The 24,553-nt window shown below is 66.3% G+C and carries 24 protein-coding genes; 11 read left to right on the top strand and 13 right to left on the bottom strand.

Annotated features, from left to right (window positions below):
* Nucleotides 1–6: 6 nt before the first annotated feature.
* The 3 genes from Q8T13_16265 to Q8T13_16255 all read right to left on the bottom strand — a co-directional run bounded on the left by Q8T13_16265 (nucleotide 7) and on the right by Q8T13_16255 (nucleotide 3,506).
* The gene (locus Q8T13_16265; protein ID MDP3719318.1) at nucleotides 7–396 is read right to left on the bottom strand and encodes a DCC1-like thiol-disulfide oxidoreductase family protein; all 390 of its coding nucleotides are present in this window, start codon (nucleotides 394–396) and stop codon (nucleotides 7–9) included.
* Nucleotides 397–652: 256 nt separating this feature from the next.
* Nucleotides 653–1,117 carry a RidA family protein gene (locus tag Q8T13_16260; GenBank protein MDP3719317.1) on the bottom strand — a complete coding sequence of 155 codons (465 nt, stop codon included), beginning with the start codon at nucleotides 1,115–1,117 and terminating at the stop codon, nucleotides 653–655.
* 130 nt (nucleotides 1,118–1,247) lie between these two features.
* Nucleotides 1,248–3,506, bottom strand: a complete 2,259-nt coding sequence (locus Q8T13_16255; protein MDP3719316.1) for a TonB-dependent receptor — start codon at nucleotides 3,504–3,506, stop codon at nucleotides 1,248–1,250.
* A gap of 26 nt (nucleotides 3,507–3,532) precedes the next feature.
* Here Q8T13_16255 and Q8T13_16250 point away from each other — a divergent pair, with 26 nt between their 5' ends.
* The gene (locus Q8T13_16250; protein ID MDP3719315.1) at nucleotides 3,533–4,282 is read left to right on the top strand and encodes a TIGR00730 family Rossman fold protein; all 750 of its coding nucleotides are present in this window, start codon (nucleotides 3,533–3,535) and stop codon (nucleotides 4,280–4,282) included.
* Between the two features lie 18 nt (nucleotides 4,283–4,300).
* Here the strand turns inward: Q8T13_16250 and Q8T13_16245 are convergent, their stop codons facing one another.
* Nucleotides 4,301–4,708 carry a DUF2177 family protein gene (locus Q8T13_16245; protein ID MDP3719314.1) on the bottom strand — a complete coding sequence of 136 codons (408 nt, stop codon included), beginning with the start codon at nucleotides 4,706–4,708 and terminating at the stop codon, nucleotides 4,301–4,303.
* A 63-nt stretch (nucleotides 4,709–4,771) separates the two neighbouring features.
* Here Q8T13_16245 and nadE point away from each other — a divergent pair, with 63 nt between their 5' ends.
* A complete protein-coding gene (nadE, locus tag Q8T13_16240; GenBank protein MDP3719313.1) occupies nucleotides 4,772–6,643 on the top strand; it encodes an NAD(+) synthase in 1,872 nt (623 codons plus the stop codon).
* 309 nt (nucleotides 6,644–6,952) lie between these two features.
* Here the strand turns inward: nadE and Q8T13_16235 are convergent, their stop codons facing one another.
* From Q8T13_16235 to Q8T13_16225, 3 genes are all read right to left on the bottom strand, one after another.
* A complete protein-coding gene (locus tag Q8T13_16235; GenBank protein ID MDP3719312.1) occupies nucleotides 6,953–8,113 on the bottom strand; it encodes a serine hydrolase domain-containing protein in 1,161 nt (386 codons plus the stop codon).
* 60 nt (nucleotides 8,114–8,173) lie between these two features.
* Complete coding sequence (locus Q8T13_16230) at nucleotides 8,174–8,704, bottom strand: DUF4199 domain-containing protein (GenBank protein ID MDP3719311.1); 531 nt, start codon at nucleotides 8,702–8,704, stop codon at nucleotides 8,174–8,176.
* Nucleotides 8,705–8,839: 135 nt separating this feature from the next.
* A complete protein-coding gene (locus Q8T13_16225; protein MDP3719310.1) occupies nucleotides 8,840–9,286 on the bottom strand; it encodes a response regulator transcription factor in 447 nt (148 codons plus the stop codon).
* A gap of 40 nt (nucleotides 9,287–9,326) precedes the next feature.
* Here Q8T13_16225 and Q8T13_16220 point away from each other — a divergent pair, with 40 nt between their 5' ends.
* Complete coding sequence (locus Q8T13_16220; protein MDP3719309.1) at nucleotides 9,327–10,121, top strand: RNA methyltransferase; 795 nt, start codon at nucleotides 9,327–9,329, stop codon at nucleotides 10,119–10,121.
* Nucleotides 10,122–10,130: 9 nt separating this feature from the next.
* Nucleotides 10,131–11,072, top strand: coding sequence for a hypothetical protein (locus tag Q8T13_16215; GenBank protein ID MDP3719308.1), 942 nt, complete (start codon nucleotides 10,131–10,133; stop codon nucleotides 11,070–11,072).
* Here Q8T13_16215 and glpK read toward each other — a convergent pair.
* The 3 genes from glpK to Q8T13_16200 are packed head-to-tail and all read right to left on the bottom strand — an operon-like array spanning nucleotide 11,069 to nucleotide 14,017.
* A complete protein-coding gene (glpK, locus tag Q8T13_16210; protein ID MDP3719307.1) occupies nucleotides 11,069–12,556 on the bottom strand; it encodes a glycerol kinase GlpK in 1,488 nt (495 codons plus the stop codon). The two genes, Q8T13_16215 and glpK, sit on opposite strands and share 4 nt — an antisense overlap.
* Complete coding sequence (locus Q8T13_16205; protein ID MDP3719306.1) at nucleotides 12,553–13,335, bottom strand: MIP family channel protein; 783 nt, start codon at nucleotides 13,333–13,335, stop codon at nucleotides 12,553–12,555. Before Q8T13_16205 ends, glpK begins: the two co-directional genes overlap by 4 nt.
* Nucleotides 13,336–13,345: 10 nt before the next feature.
* Entirely contained in the window at nucleotides 13,346–14,017 is a 672-nt protein-coding gene (locus Q8T13_16200) for a methyltransferase domain-containing protein (protein MDP3719305.1), read from the bottom strand.
* A 19-nt stretch (nucleotides 14,018–14,036) separates the two neighbouring features.
* On the opposite strand from Q8T13_16200, the gene Q8T13_16195 reads away from it, so the two are divergent.
* From Q8T13_16195 to Q8T13_16175, 5 genes are read left to right on the top strand one after another with little or no spacing between them, the layout of a single operon-like run.
* On the top strand, nucleotides 14,037–14,534 hold the full coding sequence (locus Q8T13_16195; protein MDP3719304.1) for an arsinothricin resistance N-acetyltransferase ArsN1: 498 nt from the start codon (nucleotides 14,037–14,039) through the stop codon (nucleotides 14,532–14,534).
* Complete coding sequence (locus tag Q8T13_16190; protein MDP3719303.1) at nucleotides 14,534–15,535, top strand: lysylphosphatidylglycerol synthase transmembrane domain-containing protein; 1,002 nt, start codon at nucleotides 14,534–14,536, stop codon at nucleotides 15,533–15,535. Before Q8T13_16195 ends, Q8T13_16190 begins: the two co-directional genes overlap by 1 nt.
* Nucleotides 15,529–16,128 (top strand): VTT domain-containing protein, encoded by a 600-nt coding sequence (locus tag Q8T13_16185; GenBank protein MDP3719302.1) that lies wholly within the window; start codon nucleotides 15,529–15,531, stop codon nucleotides 16,126–16,128. Before Q8T13_16190 ends, Q8T13_16185 begins: the two co-directional genes overlap by 7 nt.
* A complete protein-coding gene (locus Q8T13_16180) occupies nucleotides 16,125–16,850 on the top strand; it encodes a 4'-phosphopantetheinyl transferase superfamily protein (protein MDP3719301.1) in 726 nt (241 codons plus the stop codon). Before Q8T13_16185 ends, Q8T13_16180 begins: the two co-directional genes overlap by 4 nt.
* The gene (locus Q8T13_16175) at nucleotides 16,847–17,656 is read left to right on the top strand and encodes a metallophosphoesterase (GenBank protein ID MDP3719300.1); all 810 of its coding nucleotides are present in this window, start codon (nucleotides 16,847–16,849) and stop codon (nucleotides 17,654–17,656) included. The genes Q8T13_16180 and Q8T13_16175 overlap by 4 nt, the downstream gene beginning before the upstream one ends.
* A gap of 255 nt (nucleotides 17,657–17,911) precedes the next feature.
* On the opposite strand, the gene Q8T13_16170 is transcribed toward Q8T13_16175, so the two are convergent.
* Complete coding sequence (locus Q8T13_16170) at nucleotides 17,912–19,066, bottom strand: methionine aminotransferase (GenBank protein MDP3719299.1); 1,155 nt, start codon at nucleotides 19,064–19,066, stop codon at nucleotides 17,912–17,914.
* 46 nt (nucleotides 19,067–19,112) lie between these two features.
* Between Q8T13_16170 and Q8T13_16165 the strand changes: the two genes are divergently transcribed.
* Together Q8T13_16165 and ggt are read left to right on the top strand one after the other, a co-directional pair.
* A complete protein-coding gene (locus Q8T13_16165) occupies nucleotides 19,113–19,982 on the top strand; it encodes a sulfurtransferase (protein ID MDP3719298.1) in 870 nt (289 codons plus the stop codon).
* A 95-nt stretch (nucleotides 19,983–20,077) separates the two neighbouring features.
* On the top strand, nucleotides 20,078–21,766 hold the full coding sequence (gene ggt / locus Q8T13_16160) for a gamma-glutamyltransferase (GenBank protein ID MDP3719297.1): 1,689 nt from the start codon (nucleotides 20,078–20,080) through the stop codon (nucleotides 21,764–21,766).
* A 58-nt stretch (nucleotides 21,767–21,824) separates the two neighbouring features.
* Here the strand turns inward: ggt and Q8T13_16155 are convergent, their stop codons facing one another.
* Both Q8T13_16155 and Q8T13_16150 read right to left on the bottom strand, forming a co-directional pair.
* A complete protein-coding gene (locus Q8T13_16155; protein MDP3719296.1) occupies nucleotides 21,825–22,664 on the bottom strand; it encodes a 2Fe-2S iron-sulfur cluster-binding protein in 840 nt (279 codons plus the stop codon).
* A gap of 77 nt (nucleotides 22,665–22,741) precedes the next feature.
* Complete coding sequence (locus tag Q8T13_16150; protein ID MDP3719295.1) at nucleotides 22,742–24,553, bottom strand: NAD(P)H-dependent oxidoreductase subunit E; 1,812 nt, start codon at nucleotides 24,551–24,553, stop codon at nucleotides 22,742–22,744.

The following is a 24,553-nucleotide window of genomic DNA, read 5'->3' as shown; positions in this document are numbered from 1 at the left end:
CATCGACTAGATCAGGCGGGCGCGAATTTCGGGCGGGGGGATCTCACAGGCGTTGGCGCGCCCGGCCAGGCGGATCCGGATCGCCGCCACCACCGCGTAGGCCGCATCGCGAATCGGCCGGGGAATCCACAGCAACACCGCCGCCCATCGCCAGGGCGCCGACAGGCGTTGCGCGATCCGCAGCGACGCGGTCGATCGCAAGTACACCTGACCGTCTTCGATCAGGACAATGCTGCGGGTGGCCGCCCGGCTGGTGCCGTGCGACGCCAGCAGCGCCACGGCCTCGGGCGATTGCGATGCGCCGAAGCGGAAGTAGCCGCCGTCACGCTGGGCGATGAACTTGACCGAGCCCTCGCAAAACGCGCACTCGCCGTCGAACAGGATGATGGCAGACACCCCTCGATTGTACGTGAGGCGTCACACAACTTGGCCACAGAGCACTCAGAGGGCACAGAGAAGACAGGCGTTCGCCGCAAGCGCTGCAAGCCCGCGCGACAGGCCGGCCTTTGGCCGGCCACCGGGAGCGAATCAGGCCCGACACAAGAGCGTCCGGGAGGATCTGGGACGTTCTTGTGCCGAGCCTGATTCGGTCCCGTCGCAGGGCGAAGGCCTGCCGCGCGGGCTGCGCGCGTCTAATCTGCGTAATCTGCGGCTACTGCTTCAGCAGGCGAATGCCGCCGGGCAGGTGCGCGGTGGCTTCGATCTCGACCTTGTACTCAGGGCTCGCGAGCCTGGTCACGCCCACCAGCGTGCTGGCCGGACGATTCGTGCCGAAGTACTTGGCGCGCACCGCGGCCGCTTCCGGTGCCCGGAACGCATCCACGTCGGTGGCGTAGATGTTGATCTTGACGACGTGCGAGAAGTCGGCGCCCTGCGACGTCAGCGCCGTCTGAAGGTTCTTGAGGACCTGCTCGAGCTGCTCGACCATCCCCGGCCCCGCCAACTTGCCTTGCGCGTCGGCGCCAAGCTGGCCCGCGATATAGAGGATGTCGCCCACCTTGACGATGTGCGAATAAGTGGTGGGCGTACTGAGCCCAGGCGGATTGATCCGCTCGATCTTCTGAGCCGCCGCCGTTTGCGCCGTGAACAGAACGGCCAGTATGAATGCGACACGCATCAGCGCCTCCTGGGGTCTTAGGGTCCTAGGGTCCTGGGGGCCTGGGGGCCTGGGGGCCTGGGGTCCTAAAGAGTCTGTGTTTAATCTGTGCCTAATCTGTGGCTGTCTTATCTGTGGCTGTCTTCTGTGGCTACTGCCAGCTGACACGGGCGCCGATGCGCACGGTCCGCGGCCAGCCGATCTGGCGCAGCGGCGTGCGGGCCGTGTCGAACTCGGTGTCGAGAATGTTCTCGACCGCCACAAACGCGTTGAGGCCGCGCGTAATCGCGCGGTTCACCGTGGCATCCCACACCGCGTACGGGTTCAGGATGAACTCCTCGGTGTTGAGGTCGTTGTCATACTGCTCGCCGCTGAACCGCAACTGGGTGGCGGCCGTGAACCACCGCGGCTCGGCCCAGGTCAGCCCGAAGCCGCCCTGCACCGCCGGCACCTGCGGCACCCGGTTGCCTTCGAGCGCGGGCGTGGCCACCGAACCGCGGAAGTGGCTCGACGTCAGCACGAGCTGGGCGTTGAAGCTGAACGCCGTCGAAAAGCGGGTATCGAATTCCATTTCGACGCCGGTGGCGCGAATGCTGTCGGAGTTCTGGCGCTGGCGAATGGTCGACGTTGGGGTCTGCGTCAGCGTGACGTTGGCAATCGCGCCATCAAGGTTGTTGAAGAACGCAGTGGCCCGGAACGAGGTGCGCGACCACTGCGTCAATACGCCGCCTTCGACGCCGGTCAGCGTTTCCGGATCGAGCTGCGGATTGGCGTTGGTGATGGCCGTGCCGGCCGCAAAGCGCCGGTGCAGTTCGTTCAGGGTGGGGGTGCGGTTGGCGTGGTAGGCCGAGGCCTGCACCTGGAAGCGGCCCTGGCGCCACGCCAGCGCACCGCGCGGGCTGAAGAAGGTCACCTGCTTGGTGGGGTCGGCCGGGTTGAGCGGCTCGGAATTCCACCAGTCGACGCGGCCGCCCACTTCGAAGGTCAAGGCATCGCTGGCGGTGATGCTGGCGCGCGCATAGGCGGCGCCGAGCGTCTCGGTGCCGCCCGAGACGAACGGCCCGTTCGGCGTGTTGATGCCGCCGACGAGCGTGTACCGCAACTCGTCCTGGGCCGACTCAGTGCGGTGATAGTCGCCGCCGACAATCAGCGTGGCGCGGCCGAGCGGACGCGTCCACTGGCCGTTGGCCATGGCGTGCCTGGTATCGATGAACTGCTCGAAGGTCATGCGCTCGGTGGCGCGGCTCGCGGCGACGAACGAGAACGTCTGGTAGTAATCCTGGCTGCTGGCCGCCGCCTGCGCCTGCAGCACGCCGCCGCCCATCAACCCGCCGCCCTCGAGCGAGAACTGCTGCCAATCGGTGGAGTTCACCTGGACCGGCGTGCCGTTGCCACGCTCTTCCGTATAGCCGGCACCGCGCAGCGTCAGGTGCCAGTTGTTCTGGCGGTAGCCGGCCGTCGCAAAGCCGGTCTGGTAGTCGCTGTCGGCCTTCCGGTCGATCGAGCCGCGCGCTTCGGGGGCGACAATGAAGGCGCCGTCGGTGCGCACGCCTTCGTAGGCGCCGGTGGCCGACCAGCCGTTGCGTTCGGTGGCGCCAAACAGCGACCCGCGGAAGGTGTCGTGGGAGCCGCCGTCGAAGGTGGCACGCGCCCGCGGCCGGCTGGGCTGCACGGTCAGCACCTGCACCACCCCGCCCAGCGCGCCGGCGCCGTACAGGTCGCCGGTAGCGCCGCGCACGACCTCGACCCGGTCCACCGCCGCCTGTGGCACGCGGTTCCAATAGACCCAGCTGCCGAACGGGTCGTTCAGCGGCACGCCGTCGGCGAGCACCAGCGTGCGGCTCGCGCCCGACCCCGAGACGCCGCGCAGCGTGACGCCCTGGGTGGTGGGATTGGCCACGCGCGACGAACTGCGGCGAAAGAGCGTGAACCCGGGCGTGAAGCGCAGCGCGTCGTCCAGCGAGCCGGCGGCCATGTTGGTCAACTCGGCGCTGGTGATCACGGTGGCGCTGGCGGCGCTCGGCAGCCGCTCGGCGCCGCGCGTGGCGGTCACGACCACGGTGTCGGCAAAGTTCACCGGGCGGAGCACGACGAAGACCGGCCCCGAGCCCGTAACGGCGACATCGGCCGGTTCGAAGCCTTCGGAGGTGACGCGAATAGCGACCGCCAGCGTCCCGGCGTCGAAGTTGCCGTCGCGGTCGCTGTGCACGGTGACCGAACGCCCGTCCTCGGTGCGCGCAACCACCTCGGCGGCGGGGATGACCCCGCCAGACAGGTCCGTCACGCTGCCACGAGTCGTCGATGCCGACTGCGCCGCCGCGGGTGCGATAGTCTGGGAGCGAACGGGTGTGGGCGAAACGAGCAAGGCCGACACCAAGCCGGCGAGGACAAAACGAGCCTGTCGGGTCATAGAAAGTAAACTCTACACCATTCATCATGGCTGAACCCGATCGCGTCCTGCTCGAAGGCCCCCACTCACGGGTCAGAGATTTCCTCCTGCTGATGCGGGCGGGGCGAGACTTCATCCAGGGGTTTCGCGTGCTGCATTTCGTGGGGCCGTGCGTCACCGTCTTTGGGTCAGCGCGGTTCGACGAACACCACCGGTATTACGCCCTGGCCCGCGAGGTCGGTGGCGCCCTGGCCAGGATGGGCTTCACGGTCATGACGGGCGGCGGCCCGGGCGTGATGGAAGCGGCCAACCGCGGGGCGCGTGAGGCCGGCGGCCGGTCAGTCGGCTGCAACATCAAGCTGCCCATGGAGCAAGGGCACAATCCGTACCTGGACTGCTGGGTGACGTGCCATTACTTCTTCGTCCGCAAGGTCCTGCTGCTCAAGTACTCGTACGCCTTCGTGGTGGTCCCCGGCGGTCTGGGCACGCTCGACGAGCTATCCGAAGCGCTCACGCTGATCCAGACGCGCAAGATCCTGCAGTTCCCGGTCATCTTGATGGGGCGTGACTATTGGGCACCGTTTCTGGCGATGGTGCACACAATGGTGGAAGCCGGCACGGTGTCACCGAGTGATCTCGACCTGATGCTGGTGACCGACTCGGTGGACGAGGCGATGGCACACCTCGAGAAGTACGCCGTTGAGGGCTTCGGACTCAAGCGGCGGAAGGCGCCGAAGCCGTCGCGGTGGCTCGGCGAGAAGCAGCTGTCCAAGCCGTGCCCCTCGGAGCGGGCCTGAGTGGTGTGAATCGGTGGCCTAGGAGCGCGCCACGGCGTGCATGGCGGCGCCGGCTGCGGCGCAAATGACGCCGCCCCAGATCATGTCGACCACCACGACCTTGAGCGGAAACGCCTCCATGGTGGCGTAGTTGGTCAGGTCGTACACGCTATAGGCGATCACCCCGAACACCGCGCACCACAACGCCGCCTCGCCAATGGCCCCGGCGCGCGCCCGCGGCAGGGCGAACAGGGCCAGGCCCAGCACAATCAAGGCATAGAGCAGCAGGGCCGGCAGCCAACGCGGGTCGAGGCTCCCATCCGGGTGCTGGCGCAGCAGCGGCCCGAGTTCGCGCTTGTAGAACTGGTTGGCCAGCAGCCCGAGCCACACCGCGTCCATCAGGATGAAGACCACCAGGCCGAGGCCCCACTGCTTGACGAGTTCCATGGTTGCTCACTATGACGCGCGGTGCGGCGGCCAGGGTCCCATCCCTGCTAAGCTGAATCAGATATGCGTCTGGCCAAACTGGCGGTTGCCAGCGTCAGCCCCACGGTGGGGGCGGTCGTCTCGAACGTGGATCGGCTGATCGAGGTGGCCCGCGCCATGGGCGAGGCGGAGGTCACTATTGGCGCGTTTCCGGAGCAGGCCATCGGCGGCTATCCGCCTGAAGATCTGGTGCAGTGGCGAGGCTTCCTGGAAGGCCAGCGCCGCGAACTGGGTCGCTTTGCCGCCGAGACCGCCGGTTACGGCACGGTCTACGTGCTGGGCCTGGCCGTGTCGGTGGGCGGTCAACTGTTCAACTCCGCCGCCCTCGTCCATCGCGGCGTGATCGTCGGCCTGGTCCCGAAAGAGAAGCTCCCGACGTACAACGTGTTCTACGAGGGCCGCACCTTCTCGCGCGGCGGCGCTGGCCTGGCGCTCGATGCCGGCGGCGTGCCGCTTGGCGACTATCTCTTCTCATTCGATTTCGGCGAGGTCGCCGTCGAGGTTTGCGAAGACGCGTGGTCGCCCGACGGCCCCATGCGCCGGCGCTGCTATTCGGGCGCGGAAATCGTGGTCAATGTGTCGAGTTCGCCCTATCGCATGGGCATCGACTCGACCCGTCGCGAGATGCTGGCGACCAGGGCCGCGGACAACCAGGCAGTATTGCTCTACGCCAACGCGGTTGGCGGCCAGGATGGGCTGATCTACGACGGCGGCGGCTTCATTTTCCAGAACGGCCGATTGGTATTCGAGGCACCGCGCTTCGAACAGGGCTGGTGGTCGTCGGTCGTTGATCTCGATCGCACGAGGCGGCTGCGCATGGAGAACACCACCTGGCGCAGCGACTGCGAGGCGTTCCGGCTGCAGCGGGAGACCGTGCCGGCCGTGCGCGTGACCGCCGCGACCGCGAACCGCTCTGCCCTGACCTACCCGGTGCCCGAGGGCGGCAGCTTCTTTCTGCCGGCCAGCACGAAGCCGGCCGCCGACCCGCGCGAACGCGCGCTCGACGACCTGTTCGAAGCGCTTGCGCTCGGCGTGAAGAGTTATTACGAGAAGACGGGCGCGTTCACCTCGCTTGGCATCGCCCTGTCGGGCGGACGCGATTCCATGCTCACGCTGATGGTGGCGTGGCGCGCCTCCCAGTTGATCACGGGTGGCGCCGCCATCTCGGCGTTCTACATGCCGAGCCGCCATTCGCAGCCCGAGACGAAGCACGCCGCGCAACAGCTGGCCGATGAACTGGGCGTGTCGCTCACGACCAGCCCGATAGACGAGGCTACCGATCGCGAAGTGGCCGCCGCCACCGCGATGCTCGACGGCAAGCCGGTAACTGAACTGACCCGCCAGAACATCCAGGCGCGCGTGCGCGGGCAGCGGATGTGGAACTGGGCCAACTCGTCCGGCGCGCTGTTCCTGCAAACCGGCGACATGAGCGAGAAGGCCGTCGGCTACACCACCATCGGCGGCGATCTCGAAGGCGCGCTGTCGGTCATCGCCAACGTCCCCAAGACGGTGGTCATTGCCATGCTCGAACGGCTGGAACGGCGCTTCGGATTCAAGGGCGTGACTGCTACGCTGGCCACCGACCCTGGTCCGGAACTGGCCGACGCGCAGGTCGCCGAACACGAACTGATGCCCTTCCCCGTACTCGACGCCTGCCTGCATCTGTATGCCGGCGAGAAAATGTCTCCAGACGAAGTCGGTACCGCACTAAAGGCACTGTTCCCGCAGATGGATCCGGCTGCGCTCGATAAGTGCGCGACCCGTTTCACCAAGCTGTTCTCGCAGTCGATCTACAAGTGGGTGCAGTCGCCGCTGTCACTGCACGTCGGCTCGCTCGACCTCGACCGCGAGCGGGCACTGCAGATGCCGGTGGTGCAGAAGAACGAATGGCATTGAATGGACAGCCGGCCGGGTACGGCGTTATCGTGAGCTTGGAGCCGCAACAACGTGCTGGCCCGCAAGATTTGTCGAGGCTTGAGTATTCCTGAAATCGGCAAGTAGCCGCCCCTTAGCCACGGCCGTTTTCCCGAGAGGTCCGAAAACAACGGCGAATCCGCCTCACGGCGACCGCCCCTGCCACATCTACTACACGGTCGATGCCGATGACGTGATCGTGCGCGCCCTGTGGGGTGCCCGCCGAGCGCACGGCCCAACGATCGGCCAGTAGACTCTGGTCGCAATACTTCCTCTGTTGCCGACCTTCAGTCAGCCGTCCGTCACCGCGCGGAGCACTCTGGGAACCAACTTGAAGGGGACGGCGCCGGCCGTCACCTGATTCACTGCTCCTGCGAGGTACAGGTCTGGCTCCGGGGCGTGAAACAGCCACGTCCCCGTCGACCCGGTGTGACCCACAACCTGCGGGACCGGCCGGAAGGGCGCGAGGAAGCGGGGCAGCCGGAAGCGCATGACCCCGAGGCCGTACTCAATGGGCCAACTGGGCTGCCGCAAGGCGGCGCGGTCCAGCGGGAAGGAGAACCGTCGCCATCGCGCCTGCATCCGGAGCCAGGTGCCAGGATCCCGAAAGAGACCACCGCCGTTCACGCCCTTGAAGAACCGTACGAGGTCGTCGCACGTCGAGTTCATGTCGGAGATAGAGGACAGGAAGCTGGGGAGCCGGACAACCTCCGTGCCGGCGTAGAGTGCGGCGACGCCGGACTCTCGACCACTCACACGGGAGCGCCCGGGAACCCAGGTGTCCTTGAGCCCGAGGGGATTCAGAATCAGGCCTTCCAGGACCTGGAAGAAGGGTGCGTCGCGGCGCGCCTCGATGATGCCGACGAGCAACTGGTAGTTCGTATCCGAGTAACGGATGCGCACACGCTGCGCGTCGAGAGATTGCGGCGGGAAGTGCGGCGCCAGCCGCTCACGGACCCGTCGTGCCATGTCCTCCAGCGGCCACGCACGGTCGCCGTCCTCCACCAGGATCTCCACCAGGCTGCGGCAGTCGCGTGCCTCGCCCCGCCGTTTCGCCGGGTAGTCCTCGATGAAGTCTGCCAGACCCGAAGCGTGGCACAAGAGGTGCTCCACGGTGATCCAGTGCGTCCGGTCTTTACCGTCGAGCACGTGAAGCCGGTCCGTGACGGCCGCCGGGAGCCGATCCACGACGCGATCCTCTAGTGTCAGTTCTCCTTCCTCGACCATTCGCAGGACCGTCGAGGCGATGAAGAGCTTGGTGATGCTCGCGATGAACCAGGGAGTCGTCGGCGTCATGGCCGCACCGTCCGGAGACACAGCGCCCCTGGCGCCCGCCCAGCGGAACGCTCCGTCCCCGGAAACGACGGACATTACGGCTGAGCGGATCTCGTTCCGCTCGAACACCCCATCGAGCAAGCCATCCAGTCGCTCCGCGATCTGCGTCTCTCTCATCTGCGTCTGACTCGACAGGAGGTCACGAGATCAGGAGCCAATTCCGTAACTCCTCATCTCCTACTCTCCTTTTTGACTGGTACGCCTCCGTCCGAACACGCCGGCCGTGACCAAGGTAAACACCAAACCGACCGGCAGGGGTTCGATGGCGGTGAATGCGATGTTCACCAGCGGATTCTGATACATCTCGCCGAACTCCGCCATTTCTTTGGCCTGCGCGGCGAGTTGGGCTTCAGTGGCACCGCCCTGCCGGGACTGCTCCAGTGCGTACGCCGTGTACTTGTCCAGGAAGTCGGGCATGAACCCGTAGTAGAGGATCTGCCAGCTCACGACGTAACAGGCCGTCGCCACCAGCGTGATCAGCAGGCCGACCTTGAATGCCCGGCCGAAGGTCACGTAGCCGCCGGCCACGTTGTCGCGGTACGACTTCACGCCGAAGAACACCATCAGGAACGCCAGAACCATCGACGTGTAGCCGACGATGGCGCCGCGGTCGAAGCCGATCTGCTCCTGGAACGGCAGTGTCGCGAACATGAGGGCGGCCATGATCGCGCCGGCGATCAGGCCAAAGGTGAGAACGATCTTTTGCATTCGGTAAACTCCTCCGTGGTTGAATACGGCGCGTCTTGGTCGCGCCGGACCGGCCGATTCTGCGGGCCGGGCTTTCCAACCGCGTCACCCGAATGGATGATTTTGGAGGATTTTGCGAGGAATCATACGAAAGTCTCAGGGAATGAGGCGGAGTTGCTTGCCCAACTGCACCGCCTGGGTGCGACGGCGGGCGCCAAGTTTGTCGAACACCCGGCTCAAATGGGTCTTCACCGTGTTTTCGCTGACGAACACCCGCTCGGCAATTTCCTTGTTGCTCAGGCCGTGGGCGATCAACTCCAGCACTTCCAGCTCGCGCGGGGTGATGCCAAGGGCGGTCAGCTTGCCCTGGTCGCGGACAAAATCCACCGGCGCGGGGACCATTACCTCCCGCACCACGACCGTTTCCCTGGTCTTGGTCAGCTTCAGGCCCAACCAGATGCCAACGCTGGCGAAGATGGCGGCGACGATGCCGCCGTAGATCTCGACACGGTATTCGACCACCAGCCAGCGGTACTCGACGAGCTTCAGGCCGGCGATCAGAACGCCGCCCAGTAGCCCGTAGAGCAACACATGCTTGCGCATGCTCTGATTCTAAGCTGAGCGGAAATACAATGGGATCGAGATGCCGGCACCGACAGTCATCGAGTCGCTGAGCGATCCCCGGGTCGCCGACTATCACCACATTGCCGATCACCGGCACATGCTCGCCCGCGGCCTCTTCATCGCCGAGGGCCGCCTCGTCGTCCGGCGCCTGCTGGACCTGCGGCAATGGGATGTGGAATCGATCCTGCTGACCCCGGCGGCGGCCGAGAACCTGAACGACGTTCTCCACCTGGCCACGGCGCCGATCTACCTGGTCGATCAGGCCCTGATGAACGGCATTGCCGGCTTCAACATCCATCGCGGCTGCCTCGCGTTGGCGCGCCGGCCAGAGCCCGCCACGCTGGACCGCATTGCCGCCGGCCCGCTCTCGCGGATCCTCGTTATGGAGGGCGTGAACAACCCCGACAACGTTGGCGGCCTGTTCCGCACCGCCGCGGCCTTTGGCGTCGAACTGGTAATCCTCGGGCCCAACTGCGGCGACCCGCTGTACCGCAAGGCCATCCGCACGTCGATGGCGGCAACGCTGGTCGTGCCCTTTGTGACCGCACCGCAGTGGCCGTCAGCGATCACCGACCTGCGCACCGATGGCTTCACCGTGGCATCGCTCACACCGCGCCACGACGCGCTGCCGCTGATGGACCTGCCCCGCCACGCCAAGCTGGCGCTGATCGTCGGCGCCGAGGGCGACGGCCTGACCGAACCGGCGATGGCGGCCTCGACGTTCCGCGTCTGCATCCCGACCACTGCCGCCGTTGACTCGCTGAACGTCACGACCGCCGCCTCCATTGCGATGTACCATTGCTGGCAGGAGTAGTGGCAACTGGTGGCATTCGTTGAAGAGGTCCTGAGGTTTCTCACCGCCCGCATGCAGATCGAGGCGGAGTGGGCGGTGCAAGAGAAGACCTCGTTCACCTGGTGGGCCTCGTCGCTGCGGCAGCGGGTGTGGGTCGCCGAACCGCGCGAGTTCCAGGGAGTGCCCCTCACCACCCTGCACGTCGAAACGGATTTGCTGGCCGGCGTGCCGATGGATGACTCCACCTGGCCGCGCCTGGCCGCCATCAACCGGTTCGCATCGCTCAGCGCGTATGTCGCGGACCCGGCCGCCGGCACCGTCAGCCTGCATTCCTCGGTCTCGCTCACTGAAGACAACTATCGACTGGCCCAAACCATCGCCCTGCACGCCATGGCGCTGCAGATGGCCGATGCGTTCGCGGAAGCCACGGAACTCGCCAGTGCGTTCGGCGCAGAGGTGGCCGCCTCACCGCATCCAACGATGGGCATGCGTCACACGCCCGACGAGATGGTGGGCATTCTCGAGATCTACCAGCAGCGCGGCGCAGCCGAGTCGCCGTTCACGCCCGAGGAGCTGGCTCAGTTGGTGCACGTGGAACCCCGGCCGTGGCTGCTGGCCGCCAACGATGTGCACCGCCTCGACGCCGACCTCGAGTTCGCGGCCGGCGAGGTGCACGCGCGCCTTGAATTAGATGCCGAAGCCACGCACCCTTCTCTCGGCAGCGGCTTGCAGATGCGATTGAAGCTGCCGGTCGAACCCGACCCGATGGTGGCACAGCGCCTGAACGCCAACGAGCGGCTCGAGCCGGATGCGCACCAGCTGGGCGCGTGGTGCGTGGACGAGGAGCACGGGTTGATGTTTACCGGCTTCGTGCCGGCCGCCGCGTGGGTGCCCGAGCTATCGCGGTCGCTGGTGTATCACCTGTCGGCCAAGAACGAATGGGCGCGAGCGCTGCTGTTCCCGGCTGGCTAGGTTTCCCAGTCGAGCGATCGGCCTACGGCCCTTTTCCAGCCCGCATACAACTTCTCGCTCTTCGCCTTCGGCATGGCCGGGCGGAACTCGCGGTCGAGCGCCCAGTTGGTGGCCACATCGTCCATGCTCTTCCAGTAGCCCACGGCAAGTCCGGCGAGATAGGCCGCGCCGAGCGCTGTGGTTTCGGCGACCACGGGACGCCGGACAGTGACGTTCAGCAGGTCGGCCTGGAACTGCAGCAACATCGCGTTGGCCGCGGCTCCCCCATCGACCTTCAAGGTCGTGAGCGGCAGGCCGGACTCAAGCTGCATCACTTCCAGCACGTCGCGGGTTTGGTAGGCCATCGCATCCACGGCCGCGCGAGCGACGTGGGCCATCTTGGTGTTCCGGGTCAGCCCGACGATCACGCCGCGGGCACGCGGATCCCAGTGCGGCGCCCCCAGGCCGACAAACGCCGGCACGAGGTAGACGCCGTCGGTATCGTCCACGGTCGCCATCAGCTTCTCGACATCCGCTGACGCTTCGATCGCTTCGAGGCCATCCCGCAGCCACTGCACCGCGGCACCGGCCACGAACACCGAGCCTTCGAGCGCATAGGTGGTGACCCCACCGACCTTCCAGGCCACGGTGGTGACCAGGCCCTTTTGCGACGGCACCGGCTTGGTGCCGGTGTTGAGCAGCATGAAGCAGCCCGTGCCGTAGGTGTTCTTCGCCGACCCCGGCTCGAAGCACGCCTGGCCAAACAGCGCCGCCTGCTGATCGCCGGCGGCGCCGGCAATGGGAATGGCGGTCCCGAACAGCGAGGGGTCGGTGTGCCCGTAGACCTCGCTGGACGACTTCACCTCGGGCAGCATCGCGCGAGGCACATCGAGCAGCTTCAACAGCTCGTCGTCCCACTGCATGGTGTGAATGTTGAACAGCAGGGTCCGGCTCGCGTTGCTGACATCGGTGACGTGCACCTTGCCACCGGTCAGGCGCGAGATCAGGAAGCTGTCGATGGTGCCGAACAAGACTTCCCCCTTCGCGGCGCGCGCGCGCAGGCCGTCGTGGGAGTCGAGCAGGTGCTTGATCTTCGTCCCCGAGAAGTAGGCGTCAACCACCAGGCCGGTCTTCTTGCGGAAGGTCGGCTCGTGACCATCGGCCTTCAACCGGTCGCAGATCGGCGCGGTCACGCGGCTCTGCCAGACAATGGCGTTGGCCATCGGCTTACCGGTCGCCTTGTCCCACAGCACCGTGGTCTCGCGCTGGTTGGTGACGCCAATCGCGGCAATGTCGGCCGCCGTGAGGCCGGCCTTGCTGAGCGCGTCTTTCGCCGTCTGCAGCTGGGTGGCCCAAATCGCTTCGGGATCGTGCTCGACGTGCCCAGGCCCAGGGAAAATCTGCGGAAACTCCTGCTGTGCCGTCGCCACCGCCTTGCCGGCGCGGTCGAACACGATGGCACGGCTCGACGTGGTGCCCTGATCAAGGGCAAGAATGTATTTCATCGATTCGACTCCGGGGCCTCGTGATGCTTGTTGATAAACATGTCATACAGCCACGCGCCGAGCACCGCGCCGACACACGGCGCCACGATCGGCACCCACCACCAGCCGCCGCCCGCGGTGAAGACGCCCGGGCCCCATCCCGCCACCAGCGTAAACAGCCGCGGTCCCAGGTCGCGGGCAGGGTTGATGGCGTAGCCGGCGTTGAAGCCGAACGCGACGCCGATGGCCACGACCAGCAGACCCACCAGCGGCGCCGTCAGCCACGCCGGCGGCGCGACGTTCTTCTGGTCGGTCACGGCCAGCACGCCGGCCATCAGCAACATGGTGCCGATGACCTGATCCACGAAGCCACCGGCCAGCGACAGGTACGGCTGCGGATAGGTGGCGAAAATGCCGGCGGTGGCCGTGGCGCCCTCGATCATCCGCGTCCCGCCGTCGAACGCCGTGAGCGCCTCGCGATAGTTGAGGAACACGAGGGCGGCGCCGGCAAACGCGCCGGCGGTCTGGGCCAGCGCATACGGCAAGACCTTGTTCCAGGGGAACGTGCGATGCACCGCCAGGGCGAACGTTACCGCCGGGTTCAAGTGGGCGCCTGAGACGCCACCAGCGGCGTAGATCCCAAGCATGACGCCGAGCCCCCAGCCCACATTGATCCCCAGGTACGAGCCATTGCCCTCCTGGCTGAGCACCGTTTGAGCGACCACGCCCGCGCCGAACGCGATCAGGATGAACGTGCCGAAGAACTCTGCTGCAGCTTCTCGCGGGGTGCCTTTGAGCATGCGCGGGATTCTACTTCAGTCGCAGCACGATAATGTGTTGCCAGGGCAGAACGTCGATCACCTGGTCGATCACGAAGCCCTCGGCCTCCAGTTCCATCTTCACCTCGGCCACGCTCATCTTGTGGACCTCGAGAATGGGCACCTTCGGGTCCTCCTTCCGGAACTCGACCAGCACCAGCCGTCCGCCGGGCTTGAACACCGGTTTCAGTCGCTGCAGGAACACCTGCGGGCTCTGGAGCTCGTGGTAGACATCGACCATGATGGCGAGGTCGATGGACGCCGGCGCCAGCTTCGGGTCGTCGACCGCCCCGAGGACCGTCGTCACGTTGGCCAGCCCCTCGGACTTGATCCGCCGGTTGAGGATCTCGAGCATCCCGGGCTGGATGTCGGTGGCAAACACCTGGCCAGTGGGTCCCACCTGCTTCGCCATCCGCGACGTGTAATACCCCGAGCCGGCGCCAATGTCGGCCACCACCATGCCCGGCTTCAGCTCGAGGGCCGCCAGCGCCTTCGAGGGCGCCTCTTCCGCCTCCCGCTCGGGCCGCTCCAGCCACCCGGCGCCGCCAACGCCCATGACCGGCGCAAACACACGCCCGCTGACCGGGTGGCGGCGCTGCGCCTCGACGACCGCCACGAATCCGACTGAGAGAGCGAGAACCAACGCGGCGGTCCGGGTTAACATGAAGGGCTTTCCTATTGTCATGACGTTGTCCGCACGAGCGGCGTCCCCGGGCGACATCCCGGCGATCGCCCAAATCTACAACGAAGGCATCGAAGACCGCCTTGGCACCTTCGAAACCCGCCCGCGCTCGCACGACGATGTGCGCGCGTGGTTCGATGGCATACACCCCATCGTCGTGGTCGAAGCCAGCGGCCAGGTCGTCGCGTTCGGCTCGACTTCGACCTATCGTACTCGCGACTGCTACGGCGGCATTGCCGAGTTCTCGGTCTACGTGTCGCGCGCGTCGCGCGGCCAGGGCGCCGGCCGGGTGGCGATGGAGGCCCTGGTCCCGGCCGCCGCGGCGGCCGGCTTCTGGAAGCTGCTGTCGCGCATCTTCGTCGAGAACACCGCCAGCCGCACGCTGATGGCGCGCGCCGGGTTCCGCGAGGTCGGCATCTACGAGAAGCACGGCAAGCTCGACGGGGTGTGGCGCGACGTAGTGATCGTGGAGCGCATCATTCCCGAGAACGTGCGCTGATGAGACGAACGGTCCCACAACTGATCTCGCTCGCCGCCCTCGTGCTGGGCGTCGCCCTCTTCATCTATACCGTGATGGGTCTCAACCGTGACGAGACCCTCCGGCAGGTGCGCGAGCTGGGCCTGGCCTTGCCGATCGTGCTGATCCCGAGCGTGATCTGGCACGTGATGCGCGCGGCCGGCTGGTGGGTGTGCTTCCCGCCAGAAGTGCGGCCGTCATTCTGGCGGGTGTTCCGCGTGCGGCTGGCCGCCGACGCCGTCGGCTACTTCACCATCCGCGGCGTCGCCAGCGAACCGCTCCGGGTCGTGCTCCTGATGGACCGCGTGCCCCCGGTCGTCTCGGCCGCGGCGTCGGTGCTCGAACGCACCGCCATGGGCATCATGAGCGTCGTCGGCGTCGGGTTGTTCGCGGCGTTTGCGGTCTCGTCCGACATGCTGCCGCGCGCCTGGCAGGGCGTGTTCCTCGGCATTGCCGCCACGGCGCTGGTGGTGCTCGTGTTCTCGCTGCTGTTCCTGATGCGGTCGGGACGCTACTTCGGCCCGCTCATCTCGAAGATTCATGCCCGCACCGGATGGAGATGGGCCGGTGGCCGCACGGTGCGGGTCATCAGCGCCGTGGAGGACCTGTTCCTGAAGCTGGCGCGGACCGATCCGCAGCGGCTCGAGGCGCTGGTCGCGCTGAGCGTCGCGTGCTACGCGGTGATGGCGCTCGAGGTCTACCTGGTGTTCTGGGCCATGGGCGAATCCATCTCGCTGTGGGTCGGCATCATTGTCGAAACCTTCACCCGATCGGCGAGCGTGGCGAGCGGCGCGATTCCGGGCAACCTGGGCGCCCTCGAAGCCTCGAACGTCGCGGTGGTCAAGGCGCTCGGCCTGGCCGGGGGCGGCACGCTCGCGCTGTTCCGGCGCGTGCGCAGCCTGATCTTCGCCACGGCCGGCCTGGCGTTCTACCCGCGCGACACCGTCGCCGCCGCGCCCACGCCCGAGGCGCCCGGATGCTGACCAAGGTGGTTGCGGCCATTACCGCGTGGGCCACGGGCCTGGGGGGCGTAGGCCTGTTCATCATCGCCGCGCTCGACTCGTCGTTCCTGTCGTTTCCGCAGGTCAACGACGTGCTGGTGATGTTGCTGAGCGCGAAGTACCCCGAACGCATGATCTATTACGCCGGCATGACCACCGCCGGTTCGCTGCTCGGCTGCTATGCGCTGTTCGCCGTCGCCCGCCGCGGGGGCGAGGTGTTCATGCGCAAGCGCCTCAAGGGCGCGCACGTCGATCGCGCCATGCGGCTCTACCAGCGCTTCGGGATTCTCGCGGTGGTGGTACCGGCCCTGCTGCCGCCGCCGGTGCCGTTCAAGGTGTTCGTCGTACTCGCCGGCGCCGCGAATGTCGCGACCTGGCGTTTCGTCGTCGCGATTGTGATCGGCCGTGGCATCCGCTATTTCGGCCAGGGTTACCTGGCGGTGCTGTACGGCGAGCAGGCCCTGGACTACATGCAGGCGCACGGCGCCCAGATCGGCATCGGCCTGGCCGTGCTGGCGCTCGCGGCGGGCCTCGCACTGGTGATGTTGCGTCGACGCGAGCAGGCCACGGCATGATCGATCTGTTGCCGTTCCGGTCGGTGCACGTGGACCTGCTGTCGACTGACAACAACGAGGCGCTGGCCAGGCGGGCGCACTACCTGCAGTGGCTCTCGCCTGACGAGCACGAGCGCATGGCGCGGTTCGTGTTCGAGCGCGATCGCGTGCGGTTTCTGTTGACCCGCGCGCTGGTCCGGACCACGCTGTCACGCTACGCACCAGTGGCGCCCGCCGACTGGCACTTCATTGCCAACGCGCACGGGCGCCCCGAGATTCTCGATCGGCCGGCGGGGGTGCCCGACTTGCGGTTCAACCTCTCCCACACCGACGGCCTGATCGCCTGCGCGGTGACGATCGGCCGCGAAGTGGGCATCGACGTCGAACACGTCGGGCGCCGATTGACGCAGGACGTCGCGGCCCGCTTCTTTGCGCCGGCCGAGGTCGCGCACCTCCAATCGTTGCCGGCCGATCAGCAGGAGCGGGTGTTCTTCGACTACTGGACCATGAAGGAGGCCTACATCAAGGCCCGCGGGTTCGGCCTGGCTTTGCCGCTCGGCGACTTCGCGTTCCACTTCGCGCCGGACCGCCCGCCGGCCATCACCATCGAACCGTCGCTGCGTGACGATCCGGCCACCTGGCAGTTCCTGCAGGACTGGCCGACGCCGATCCATCGGCTGGGCCTGGCGATTCGCCGCACCGGCGACGATCTGCCGGTGCGCATGCGGCAAGTCGTCCCGTGAAGCTCTGGGCGATTAGCGATCTGCACGTCGGCTACGAAGAGAACCGGCGGGTGGTCGACGCGTTGCCGGCATTCCCGGACGACTGGCTGATCGTGGCCGGCGACACCGGCGAGACGCCGGCCCACCTCGACTTCGTGCTGCGCAGTCTCGAACCGAAGTTCGCCCAAGTGATCTGGACGCCCGGCAACCACGACCTGTGGACGCCGAAGACCCTGCCGCCGGACCAGCGCGGCGCGGCCCACTACGAGCGGCTGGTCGCGCTCTGCCGCCGCTACGGCGTGTTCACGCCAGAGGATCCCTACCCGAAATGGCCCGGAGACGGCCCGCTGCGCGCCATCGTCCCGACCTTTACCTTGTTCGACTACTCGTTCCGGCCGGACCACGTTGCTCGCGAAGATGCCCTTGCCTGGGCCGCCGAAACTGGCATCCGGTCGGCTGATGAAGACCTGCTGGCGCCCGATCCGTACCCGCACTGCGACGAGTGGTGTGCCGCCCGCGTCGCCGCCACCGAAGCGCGGCTGGATGCCATTCCCAAGGAGGCGAAGCTAATCGTCGCCAATCACTTCCCGCTGCGTCGCGACCTGGCGGTACTGCCGCGGATCCCGCGCTTCTCGATCTGGTGCGGGACGATGAGAACCAACGACTGGCACCGCCGCTACAACTTCGAGACGGTCGTCTCGGGCCACCTGCATCTCCGCTCGTCGCGCGAGATCGACGGCGTGAGGTTCGAGGAAGTGTCACTCGGATATCCCAAGCAGTGGAACCAGTCACGCGGGCTCGAGCACTACCTGCGGCGCATTCTCTAGCAGCCACAGATTAAACACAGATTGAACGCCGATTCAGTCACGGTTGCTGGCGCGTACGCATTCAACAACGGGCCCGGGAGCGGCCGTAGGCCGCTCTAACGAAGCAGGCGGCCCGACTTCAAGAGAGGCAGGATAAATTCAAGGTCTCTCTTGAAGTCGGGTCGCCTGCTTCGTTGTGCGACGCCGGCGTCGCCGGCGTCTGCGGGCCCTCAATCTGTGAAATCTGCGAAATCTGTGGCTGTCAAAAGCAGGCGCTCAGATCTTCACGAGCCGCTCGGCGGCGGCGGTCAGGGTTTCGTCGCGTTTAGCGAAGCAGAACCGCAGGACGGGTCCGCCGGTGTCCTTGTAGAGAAATGCGGAGACGGGGATCGACGCGACGCCGTGCTCGACGATCAGCCGGTGGGCGATCTCCTTGTCGGTCTCTTTCGAGATCGCCGAGAAGTCCATCAACTGGAAGTACGTACCGCCACACGCCAGTGGCTTGAATCGCGAGCTCGCCGTCAGTTCCAGGAACAAGTCCCGCTTCCGCTGGTAGAAGCCCGACAGGTCTTTCGCGGCGGGATCCTTGCGCACGGACTCTGCGAACGCCATCTGCGACGGCGTGTGCACGGTAAACGTCACGAACTGGTGGACGCGCGTGACCTCGGCCATCAGCGTCTGCGGCCCGATGCAGTAGCCCACCTTCCAGCCGGTCGTATGGAAGGTCTTGCCGAACGAGCTGATCACGATCGAGCGCGCGCGCAGGTCCTCGTAGCGCAGCAGGCTCTCGTGGCGGCGGCCGTCGAAAATGATGTGTTCGTAGACTTCGTCGCCAATCAGGATGATGTCCGTGCCGTCAACGATCGACTGCAGCTGCTTCATGTCGTCGGCCGACCACATCATGCCGGTCGGATTGTGCGGCGTGTTCACCAGGATAATGCGCGTCCTGGGCGTAATGGCGCGGCGGACCTCGTCCCAGTTCACGGTGTAGTCGGGATAGCGCAGGCTCACGAACACCGGCACGCCGCCACTCAGGCGAATCACCGGCACGTACGAGTCGTAGCACGGCTCGAACAACAGCACCTCGTCGCCCGGCTGCACCAGCGCCGTCAGCGTCGCATACAGGCCGGCCGTCGCGCCCGAGGTCACCAGGACCTCGGTCATGGGGTCGTAGCGCGGACCGTACAGCTGCTCGACCTTGGCCGCGATGCCCTCGCGCAGCGCCAGCACGCCCGGCATGGGCGCGTACTGGTTGTGGCCCTCGCGCATGGCCTTGGCCACCGCCTCGACCAGCGCCGGGTCGCAGTCGAAATCCGGGAACCCTTGCGACAGGTTGATGGCCTGGTGCTCGTTGGCCAGCCGGGTCATCACCGCGAAGATGCTGACGCCGATATCGGGAAGCTTGGAGGTGACGGGAACAGCCGAGGTCATGACGGTCCCGACATTCTGACACGACGGCGGGGTTACAATCGCCGACATGGCATTTCTCTTCGCCCTGCTCCTCGGCGTGCAATCGCCCACCACCTACGCCCGGCCCGAATTGCTCGTCGACACGGCGTGGCTGGCCCAGCACCTGAACGACGCGAACATCCGCGTGATTGACATGCGCAACCGTGGTTATGCCGAGGGGCACATCCCGGGGGCGGTGTTCGTGGACAACAACTGGATTCGCAATCCCAAGGCGCCACCCACCTTCCTGCCGACGCCGGCCGAGTTCGAGGCGTTGATGTCGCGCCTGGGCATCTCCAGCACCACGCGCGTGATTGCCTACGACGATCGCGGCGGGCTCTACGCTGCCCGCCTGTGGTGGATCCTGAACCACTACGGCCACGCCAACGCGGCGCTGCTCGACGGCGGCTGGAACAAGTGGTCGGCGGAACAGCGGCCCACCAGTGCCGACGTGCCCAAACCCGCGGCGACGGTGTTCACCGTCAAGCCGGGTACGGTAAAGGTGGCGACCGCCGATGACGTGAAGGCGGCGATCAACAAGCCGGGCGTCAAGCTGGTGGACGCCCGCACGCAGGGCGAGATCGACGGCAAGGACCTGCGCAACATCAAGCGCGGCGGCTTCATCGAGTCGTCTGTGCCGATCTACTGGGAAGACACCATGGATCCGGTGACCAAGGCCATGAAGCCGGCGGCAGAGCTCGTGAAGCTCTACCGCGACAAGGGGATTGTGCCCTCCGACCAGGTCACGGTGTATTGCCAGGTCGGCATGCGTGCCGCCCACGACATTTTCACGCTGGCGCTCATCGGCCACGACCTCACCAAGCTGGCGAACTACTACGGCGCGTGGGAGGAATGGGGCAATCGGGACGATACGCCGATTAAAACTAAGGTGCCTTAGGTGCCTAATGGGCCTAAGGGGCCTAGGGTGCGCACTTTAGGCACCTTAGGCACCCTAGGCACCCTAGGCACTATAATTCGCGCGGAGGCTTTGCCATGATTCGCCGTGCATTCTTCGTCGTGATTGCCCTGCTGGCCCTGTCGTCGATGACGATTCAGGCCGGCTCGTCCCCGGCCCGCGCCAAGTTGGGGATGGTGATCACCCAAAGCGACATTGCCTCGGAGATTGGGTTCGAGGTCATCAAGAACGGCGGCAACGCCATCGACGCGGCCGTGGCCACTGGCTTCGCCATGGCGGTGACGCACCCGACCGCCGGCAACATCGGCGGCGGCGGCTTCATCGTCTATCGGCCGGCCAAGGGCGAGCCGGTGTCGTATGACTTCCGCGAGGTCGGCCCGGCGCGGTCGTCGCCGGAGATGTGGCTGAAGGACGGCAAGTACGACTTCGACACGCATCACAACAGCCACATGTCAGTGGGTGTGCCCGGCACGGTGGCGGGGCTGCACCTGGCGTGGAAGGAAGCCGGTACCAAGCCCTGGAAAGAACTGGTCGAACCGTCGATCAAGCTGGCCCGCGATGGCTTCGAGGTTTCGCACGGCCTGGCGCGGTCGCTGGCGTCGATGATTCCCGAGTTCAAGAAATATCCCGCGTCGCTCGCGCAGTTCTCAAAGAACGGCCAGCCGTACGAGGCCGGCGACATCCTCAAACAGGCCGACCTGGCGCGGACGCTGACGCGCATTGCCGAGCAGGGGCCCGCCGGGTTCTACGAGGGCGAGACGGCCGAGCTGATCGAAAAAGAGATGAAGGCCAACGGCGGCCTGATCACGGTTGGCGACCTCAAGGCCTACCAGGCCAAGAAGCGCGATGTCGTCAAGGGCACATACCGCGGCTACGACATCTACGGCATGCCGCCGCCCAGCTCCGGCGGCATGGCCATCGTGCAGATGCTGAACGTGCTCGAGGGTTTTGACCTCAAGGCCAACGGCTATGGCTCGGCCAAGAACATTCATCTCACGGCCGAAGCCATGCGCCGGGCGTTTGCCGATCGCGCGCGTTATATCGGCGATCCGGATTTCGAGAAGGACATCCCGCTGCCGATGCTGATCTCGAAGGACTACGCCAACGGGCTGCGCAAGACCATCGACCCGAACAAGGCGTCGAAGTCGTCCACCACCTCGTTCACGTGGACCAGCGAATCGCCCGAGACCACCCACCTCTCGATCGTGGATGCCAACCGCAACGCCGTCGCCATGACCTACACACTCGAGTACGGATACGGCTCTCGCATCGTCGTGCCCGGCGGCGGCTTCCTGCTGAACAACGAGATGGGCGACTTCAACGGCCAGCCCGGATTGACCGACGATCGCGGCATGATCGGCACCAACCCCAACCTGGCACGGCCCGGCAAGCGCATGCTGTCGAGCATGGCGCCCACCATCATCGCCAAGGACGGCCAGTTGTTCATGGTCACCGGCACGCCCGGCGGGCGCACCATCATCAACACGGTGCTGACGACAATTCTCAACGTGATTGATTACGGCATGAACGCGCAGGAGGCCGTGGATGCGGGCCGCATGCACCACCAGTGGCTGCCCGACCGCATCAACGTGGAACGGCTCGGCATCTCGGCCGACACCCTCGCGTTGCTGCGCGCCATGGGCCACACGGTCAACGAGGGCGGCAACCAGGGCGCCGCCCAGGTGATCGTGTTCAACCAGAAAGAGAACCTGCTCGAGGGTGGCGTCGATCGCCGCGCACCCGACGGCGGCGCGGCCGGCAAGTAACGGATTTACAGGAGACGAAGAGATAAAGAGTTTCTCCTTATCTCTTTAACTCCTGTTTCTATTTGTTCACGTACTCGAAGCCGAAGCGTCCCTTCACGCACAGATTCCCACGGGTGACGTCGTTGTCGAACGGCGACGTCACCTTCACGATTTGCTGATCCTGCACGTGCACGGTCAGCGTGCAGCCGACACCGCAATACGGACAGATCGTATCCGTCACGGCCTGGGTCTCGGGCCGCCACTCCCCTGCCTTCCGCAGTTCGAACTCCGGCGTCGCCATCAACGCGCCGGTCGGGCACACCGCAATGCAGTTGCCGCAATAGACACACGCCGAATCCGGCAGCGGCACGTCGAGCTCAGTCGAGATATGGGCGCTAAAGCCGCGACCGGCGACGGCAATGGCGAAGGTGTGCTGCGCGTCGGTGCCGCACGCTTCAACACACTTGTAGCAGAGGACGCACTTGCCGTAGTCCCGCACGTAGAGGTCGTTGTCGATCTTCACCGGCTGGGCCACAGAGGACACAGAGGACACAGAGCCAAGACTCTCTTGAAACCTCTCTGGACGGGCTCCGTACTCCATTATCATCTCGCTTAGTCCGGGTGCGGTACTCAAATCGACAGAAGATCCCAATAACTCCAAGACCACCTTGCGCGAGAGGTCAACCCGAGGCGACCGGGTCTTGACGACCATGCCGGCCTCGACCTTGCGCGAGCACGCCGGCGCCAGCACGCGCGCGCCTTCGACTTCGACGACGCAGACGCGGCAGGCGTTTACGGGGGTGAGCGTCTCGAGGTAGCACAGCGTCGGAATGTGGATGTCGAGCGTGTTGCATGCCTCGATCAGGGTCGCGCCGGCCGGCACCTCGACCGCTCGCCCGTCGATGGTCAACGGCACCATCACCGGCGCGGGTTCAGCCGGCGGAGCGGGAATGACCGCTGCCGGTGGCGGCAAGCGGAATGAGATCTCGTCGTTGGTCATGACCCGGACCTTCTCAAAGAGGGCAGGTTTGCAAATGCCGATTCAATGGCCGACGCTGCCGTCTGGCCCAGTCCGCAGATCGACGCGTCTCGCATCGCCTGACCCAGCTCACTCAGGAGCACCGTGCCCTGATCCCCGATCCCTGATCCCTGATCCCGGCCGCGCAGAAGTTCTTCCTGCCGCACCGTGCCGACGCGACACGGGACGCATTGGCCGCAGGATTCGTCGCGGAAGAACTGCGCGATGCGGGCCAGCGTGTCCAACAGATCGGCGGTGTCGTCGAACACCATGATCACGCCCGATCCCAGGGTGGCATTGGCGGCACGCGCGCCTTCGAATGACAGCGGCATGTCCAACGCATCCGGGCCGACGAACGTGCCGGCGGCGCCGCCAAGCAGCACGGCCTGCAGCGACCGGCCGCCCGGGACACCGCCGGCCAGGTCGATCGCATGCCGCAGCGTCTGGCCGCATTCAATCTCGTACAGGCCTGGCTTCGCGACGTGGCCAGACAGGCAGAACAGCCGCGTGCCAGTCGAGCCCGCGGTGCCGGTTCGCGCCCACGCCGTGCCGCCTTCGACCAGGATGTCGAGCACGTTCACGAGCGTCTCGACGTTGTTCACCACGGTCGGCTTCCCAAACACGCCGATCTGCGCCGGAAACGGCGGCTTCGACCGCGGTTCCCCGCGCTTGCCCTCGAGGGAGTTGAACAGCGACGTTTCTTCACCACAGATGTACGCGCCGCCACCACGGCGAATCTCGATCTCGAACGCGTGACCCGAGCCTGCCACGCTCGGCCCCAGCAAGCCGGCCGCCCGTGCCTGTTCGATCGCCGCGCCAATGGCGCTCTCGGCCTCCGGGTACTCGCCGCGAATGTAGATGAACCCGTGCTCGGAGCCGGTCGCGAGTCCACAAATCGTCATCGCCTCAATCACGGCCAAGGGGTCCTGCTCCATCAACACGCGATCCTTGAACGTGCCGGGTTCGGACTCGTCCGCGTTGCAGACCACATAGTGCGGTGTCGCCGGCTCGCGGGCCACCGCCTCCCACTTGCGGCCGGTCGGAAACGCCGCGCCACCGCGCCCCAGTAACTTCGCCGCCGAGACTTCGGCGATGACGGCCGCGGGACCCATGGCGATCGCCTTCGTCAGCGCCGCGTAACCGCCGTGCTGGCGATAGATGTCGAGCCTGGTGACATCGGCCACGATCATGCGCCGAAGGATTCGGGTACCCGCACCAGCCGGCACGGTAGTCACCTTCGGAACCCTCGGGATCTCAACCGCCCGGACGACCTCCTCCGCGGTGACCGGCGCGAGCACAAACCGCTCCGGCTCGCTCCCGGCCCGAGTAATGAGCGCGGCGGACCCGTGATCGCATTGCCCAAGACACGGCGAGCGGTGCACCGCGTGCCCGAGCCGCGACTCCAGCTCCCGGCACATCCGGTCGGCGCCTTTCAAGCGGCAGGCGATGTCGTCGCACACATGGGCGACGGCCACCGGGCGCGGCTCCGTGGCCAACAGGTGATAGAAGGTGACGACGCCCCAGGCCTCGGCGGGCGGAACCGACAGCCGGGTGCAGACGTAGTTGAGGGCGCCGTGGCTGATCCAGCCGATGGCGTCCTGGACGGCGTGAAAGGCGGGCAGCAGCAGGTCGCGGTCACCCGTGACCTGCCGTCCGCCAATGGCCGTGCGCCCGTCGCGGCCAATGTCCCGCGCCGCGCCGTGCCATCCGGTTGCCGGGGGGCCCAGGAGGCGATCGACCGCCGCGCGCTCGGCTTCGGTGGCTTCGGCGCCGACGATATGCAGATCCAT

The sequence above is a fragment of the Acidobacteriota bacterium genome (assembly GCA_030697165.1).
Classification (GTDB): Bacteria; Acidobacteriota; Vicinamibacteria; order Vicinamibacterales; family UBA2999; genus 12-FULL-67-14b.
This window is presented reverse-complemented; position numbering and strand designations above follow the sequence as displayed.

Coding starts and splice junctions, on each gene's coding strand:
- Q8T13_16260 (MDP3719317.1), bottom strand. CDS start 1,117: ATGCGTGTCGCATTCATACTGGCCGTTCTGTTCACGGCGCAAACGGCG.
- Q8T13_16255 (MDP3719316.1), bottom strand. CDS start 3,506: ATGACCCGACAGGCTCGTTTTGTCCTCGCCGGCTTGGTGTCGGCCTTG.
- Q8T13_16250 (MDP3719315.1), top strand. CDS start 3,533: ATGGCTGAACCCGATCGCGTCCTGCTCGAAGGCCCCCACTCACGGGTC.
- Q8T13_16245 (MDP3719314.1), bottom strand. CDS start 4,708: ATGGAACTCGTCAAGCAGTGGGGCCTCGGCCTGGTGGTCTTCATCCTG.
- nadE (MDP3719313.1), top strand. CDS start 4,772: ATGCGTCTGGCCAAACTGGCGGTTGCCAGCGTCAGCCCCACGGTGGGG.
- Q8T13_16235 (MDP3719312.1), bottom strand. CDS start 8,113: ATGAGAGAGACGCAGATCGCGGAGCGACTGGATGGCTTGCTCGATGGG.
- Q8T13_16230 (MDP3719311.1), bottom strand. CDS start 8,704: ATGCAAAAGATCGTTCTCACCTTTGGCCTGATCGCCGGCGCGATCATG.
- Q8T13_16225 (MDP3719310.1), bottom strand. CDS start 9,286: ATGCGCAAGCATGTGTTGCTCTACGGGCTACTGGGCGGCGTTCTGATC.
- Q8T13_16220 (MDP3719309.1), top strand. CDS start 9,327: ATGCCGGCACCGACAGTCATCGAGTCGCTGAGCGATCCCCGGGTCGCC.
- glpK (MDP3719307.1), bottom strand. CDS start 12,556: ATGAAATACATTCTTGCCCTTGATCAGGGCACCACGTCGAGCCGTGCC.
- Q8T13_16205 (MDP3719306.1), bottom strand. CDS start 13,335: ATGCTCAAAGGCACCCCGCGAGAAGCTGCAGCAGAGTTCTTCGGCACG.
- Q8T13_16200 (MDP3719305.1), bottom strand. CDS start 14,017: ATGTTAACCCGGACCGCCGCGTTGGTTCTCGCTCTCTCAGTCGGATTC.
- Q8T13_16195 (MDP3719304.1), top strand. CDS start 14,037: ATGACGTTGTCCGCACGAGCGGCGTCCCCGGGCGACATCCCGGCGATC.
- Q8T13_16190 (MDP3719303.1), top strand. CDS start 14,534: ATGAGACGAACGGTCCCACAACTGATCTCGCTCGCCGCCCTCGTGCTG.
- Q8T13_16185 (MDP3719302.1), top strand. CDS start 15,529: ATGCTGACCAAGGTGGTTGCGGCCATTACCGCGTGGGCCACGGGCCTG.
- Q8T13_16180 (MDP3719301.1), top strand. CDS start 16,125: ATGATCGATCTGTTGCCGTTCCGGTCGGTGCACGTGGACCTGCTGTCG.
- Q8T13_16170 (MDP3719299.1), bottom strand. CDS start 19,066: ATGACCTCGGCTGTTCCCGTCACCTCCAAGCTTCCCGATATCGGCGTC.
- Q8T13_16165 (MDP3719298.1), top strand. CDS start 19,113: ATGGCATTTCTCTTCGCCCTGCTCCTCGGCGTGCAATCGCCCACCACC.
- ggt (MDP3719297.1), top strand. CDS start 20,078: ATGATTCGCCGTGCATTCTTCGTCGTGATTGCCCTGCTGGCCCTGTCG.
- Q8T13_16155 (MDP3719296.1), bottom strand. CDS start 22,664: ATGGTGCCGTTGACCATCGACGGGCGAGCGGTCGAGGTGCCGGCCGGC.
- Q8T13_16150 (MDP3719295.1), bottom strand. CDS start 24,553: ATGGATCTGCATATCGTCGGCGCCGAAGCCACCGAAGCCGAGCGCGCG.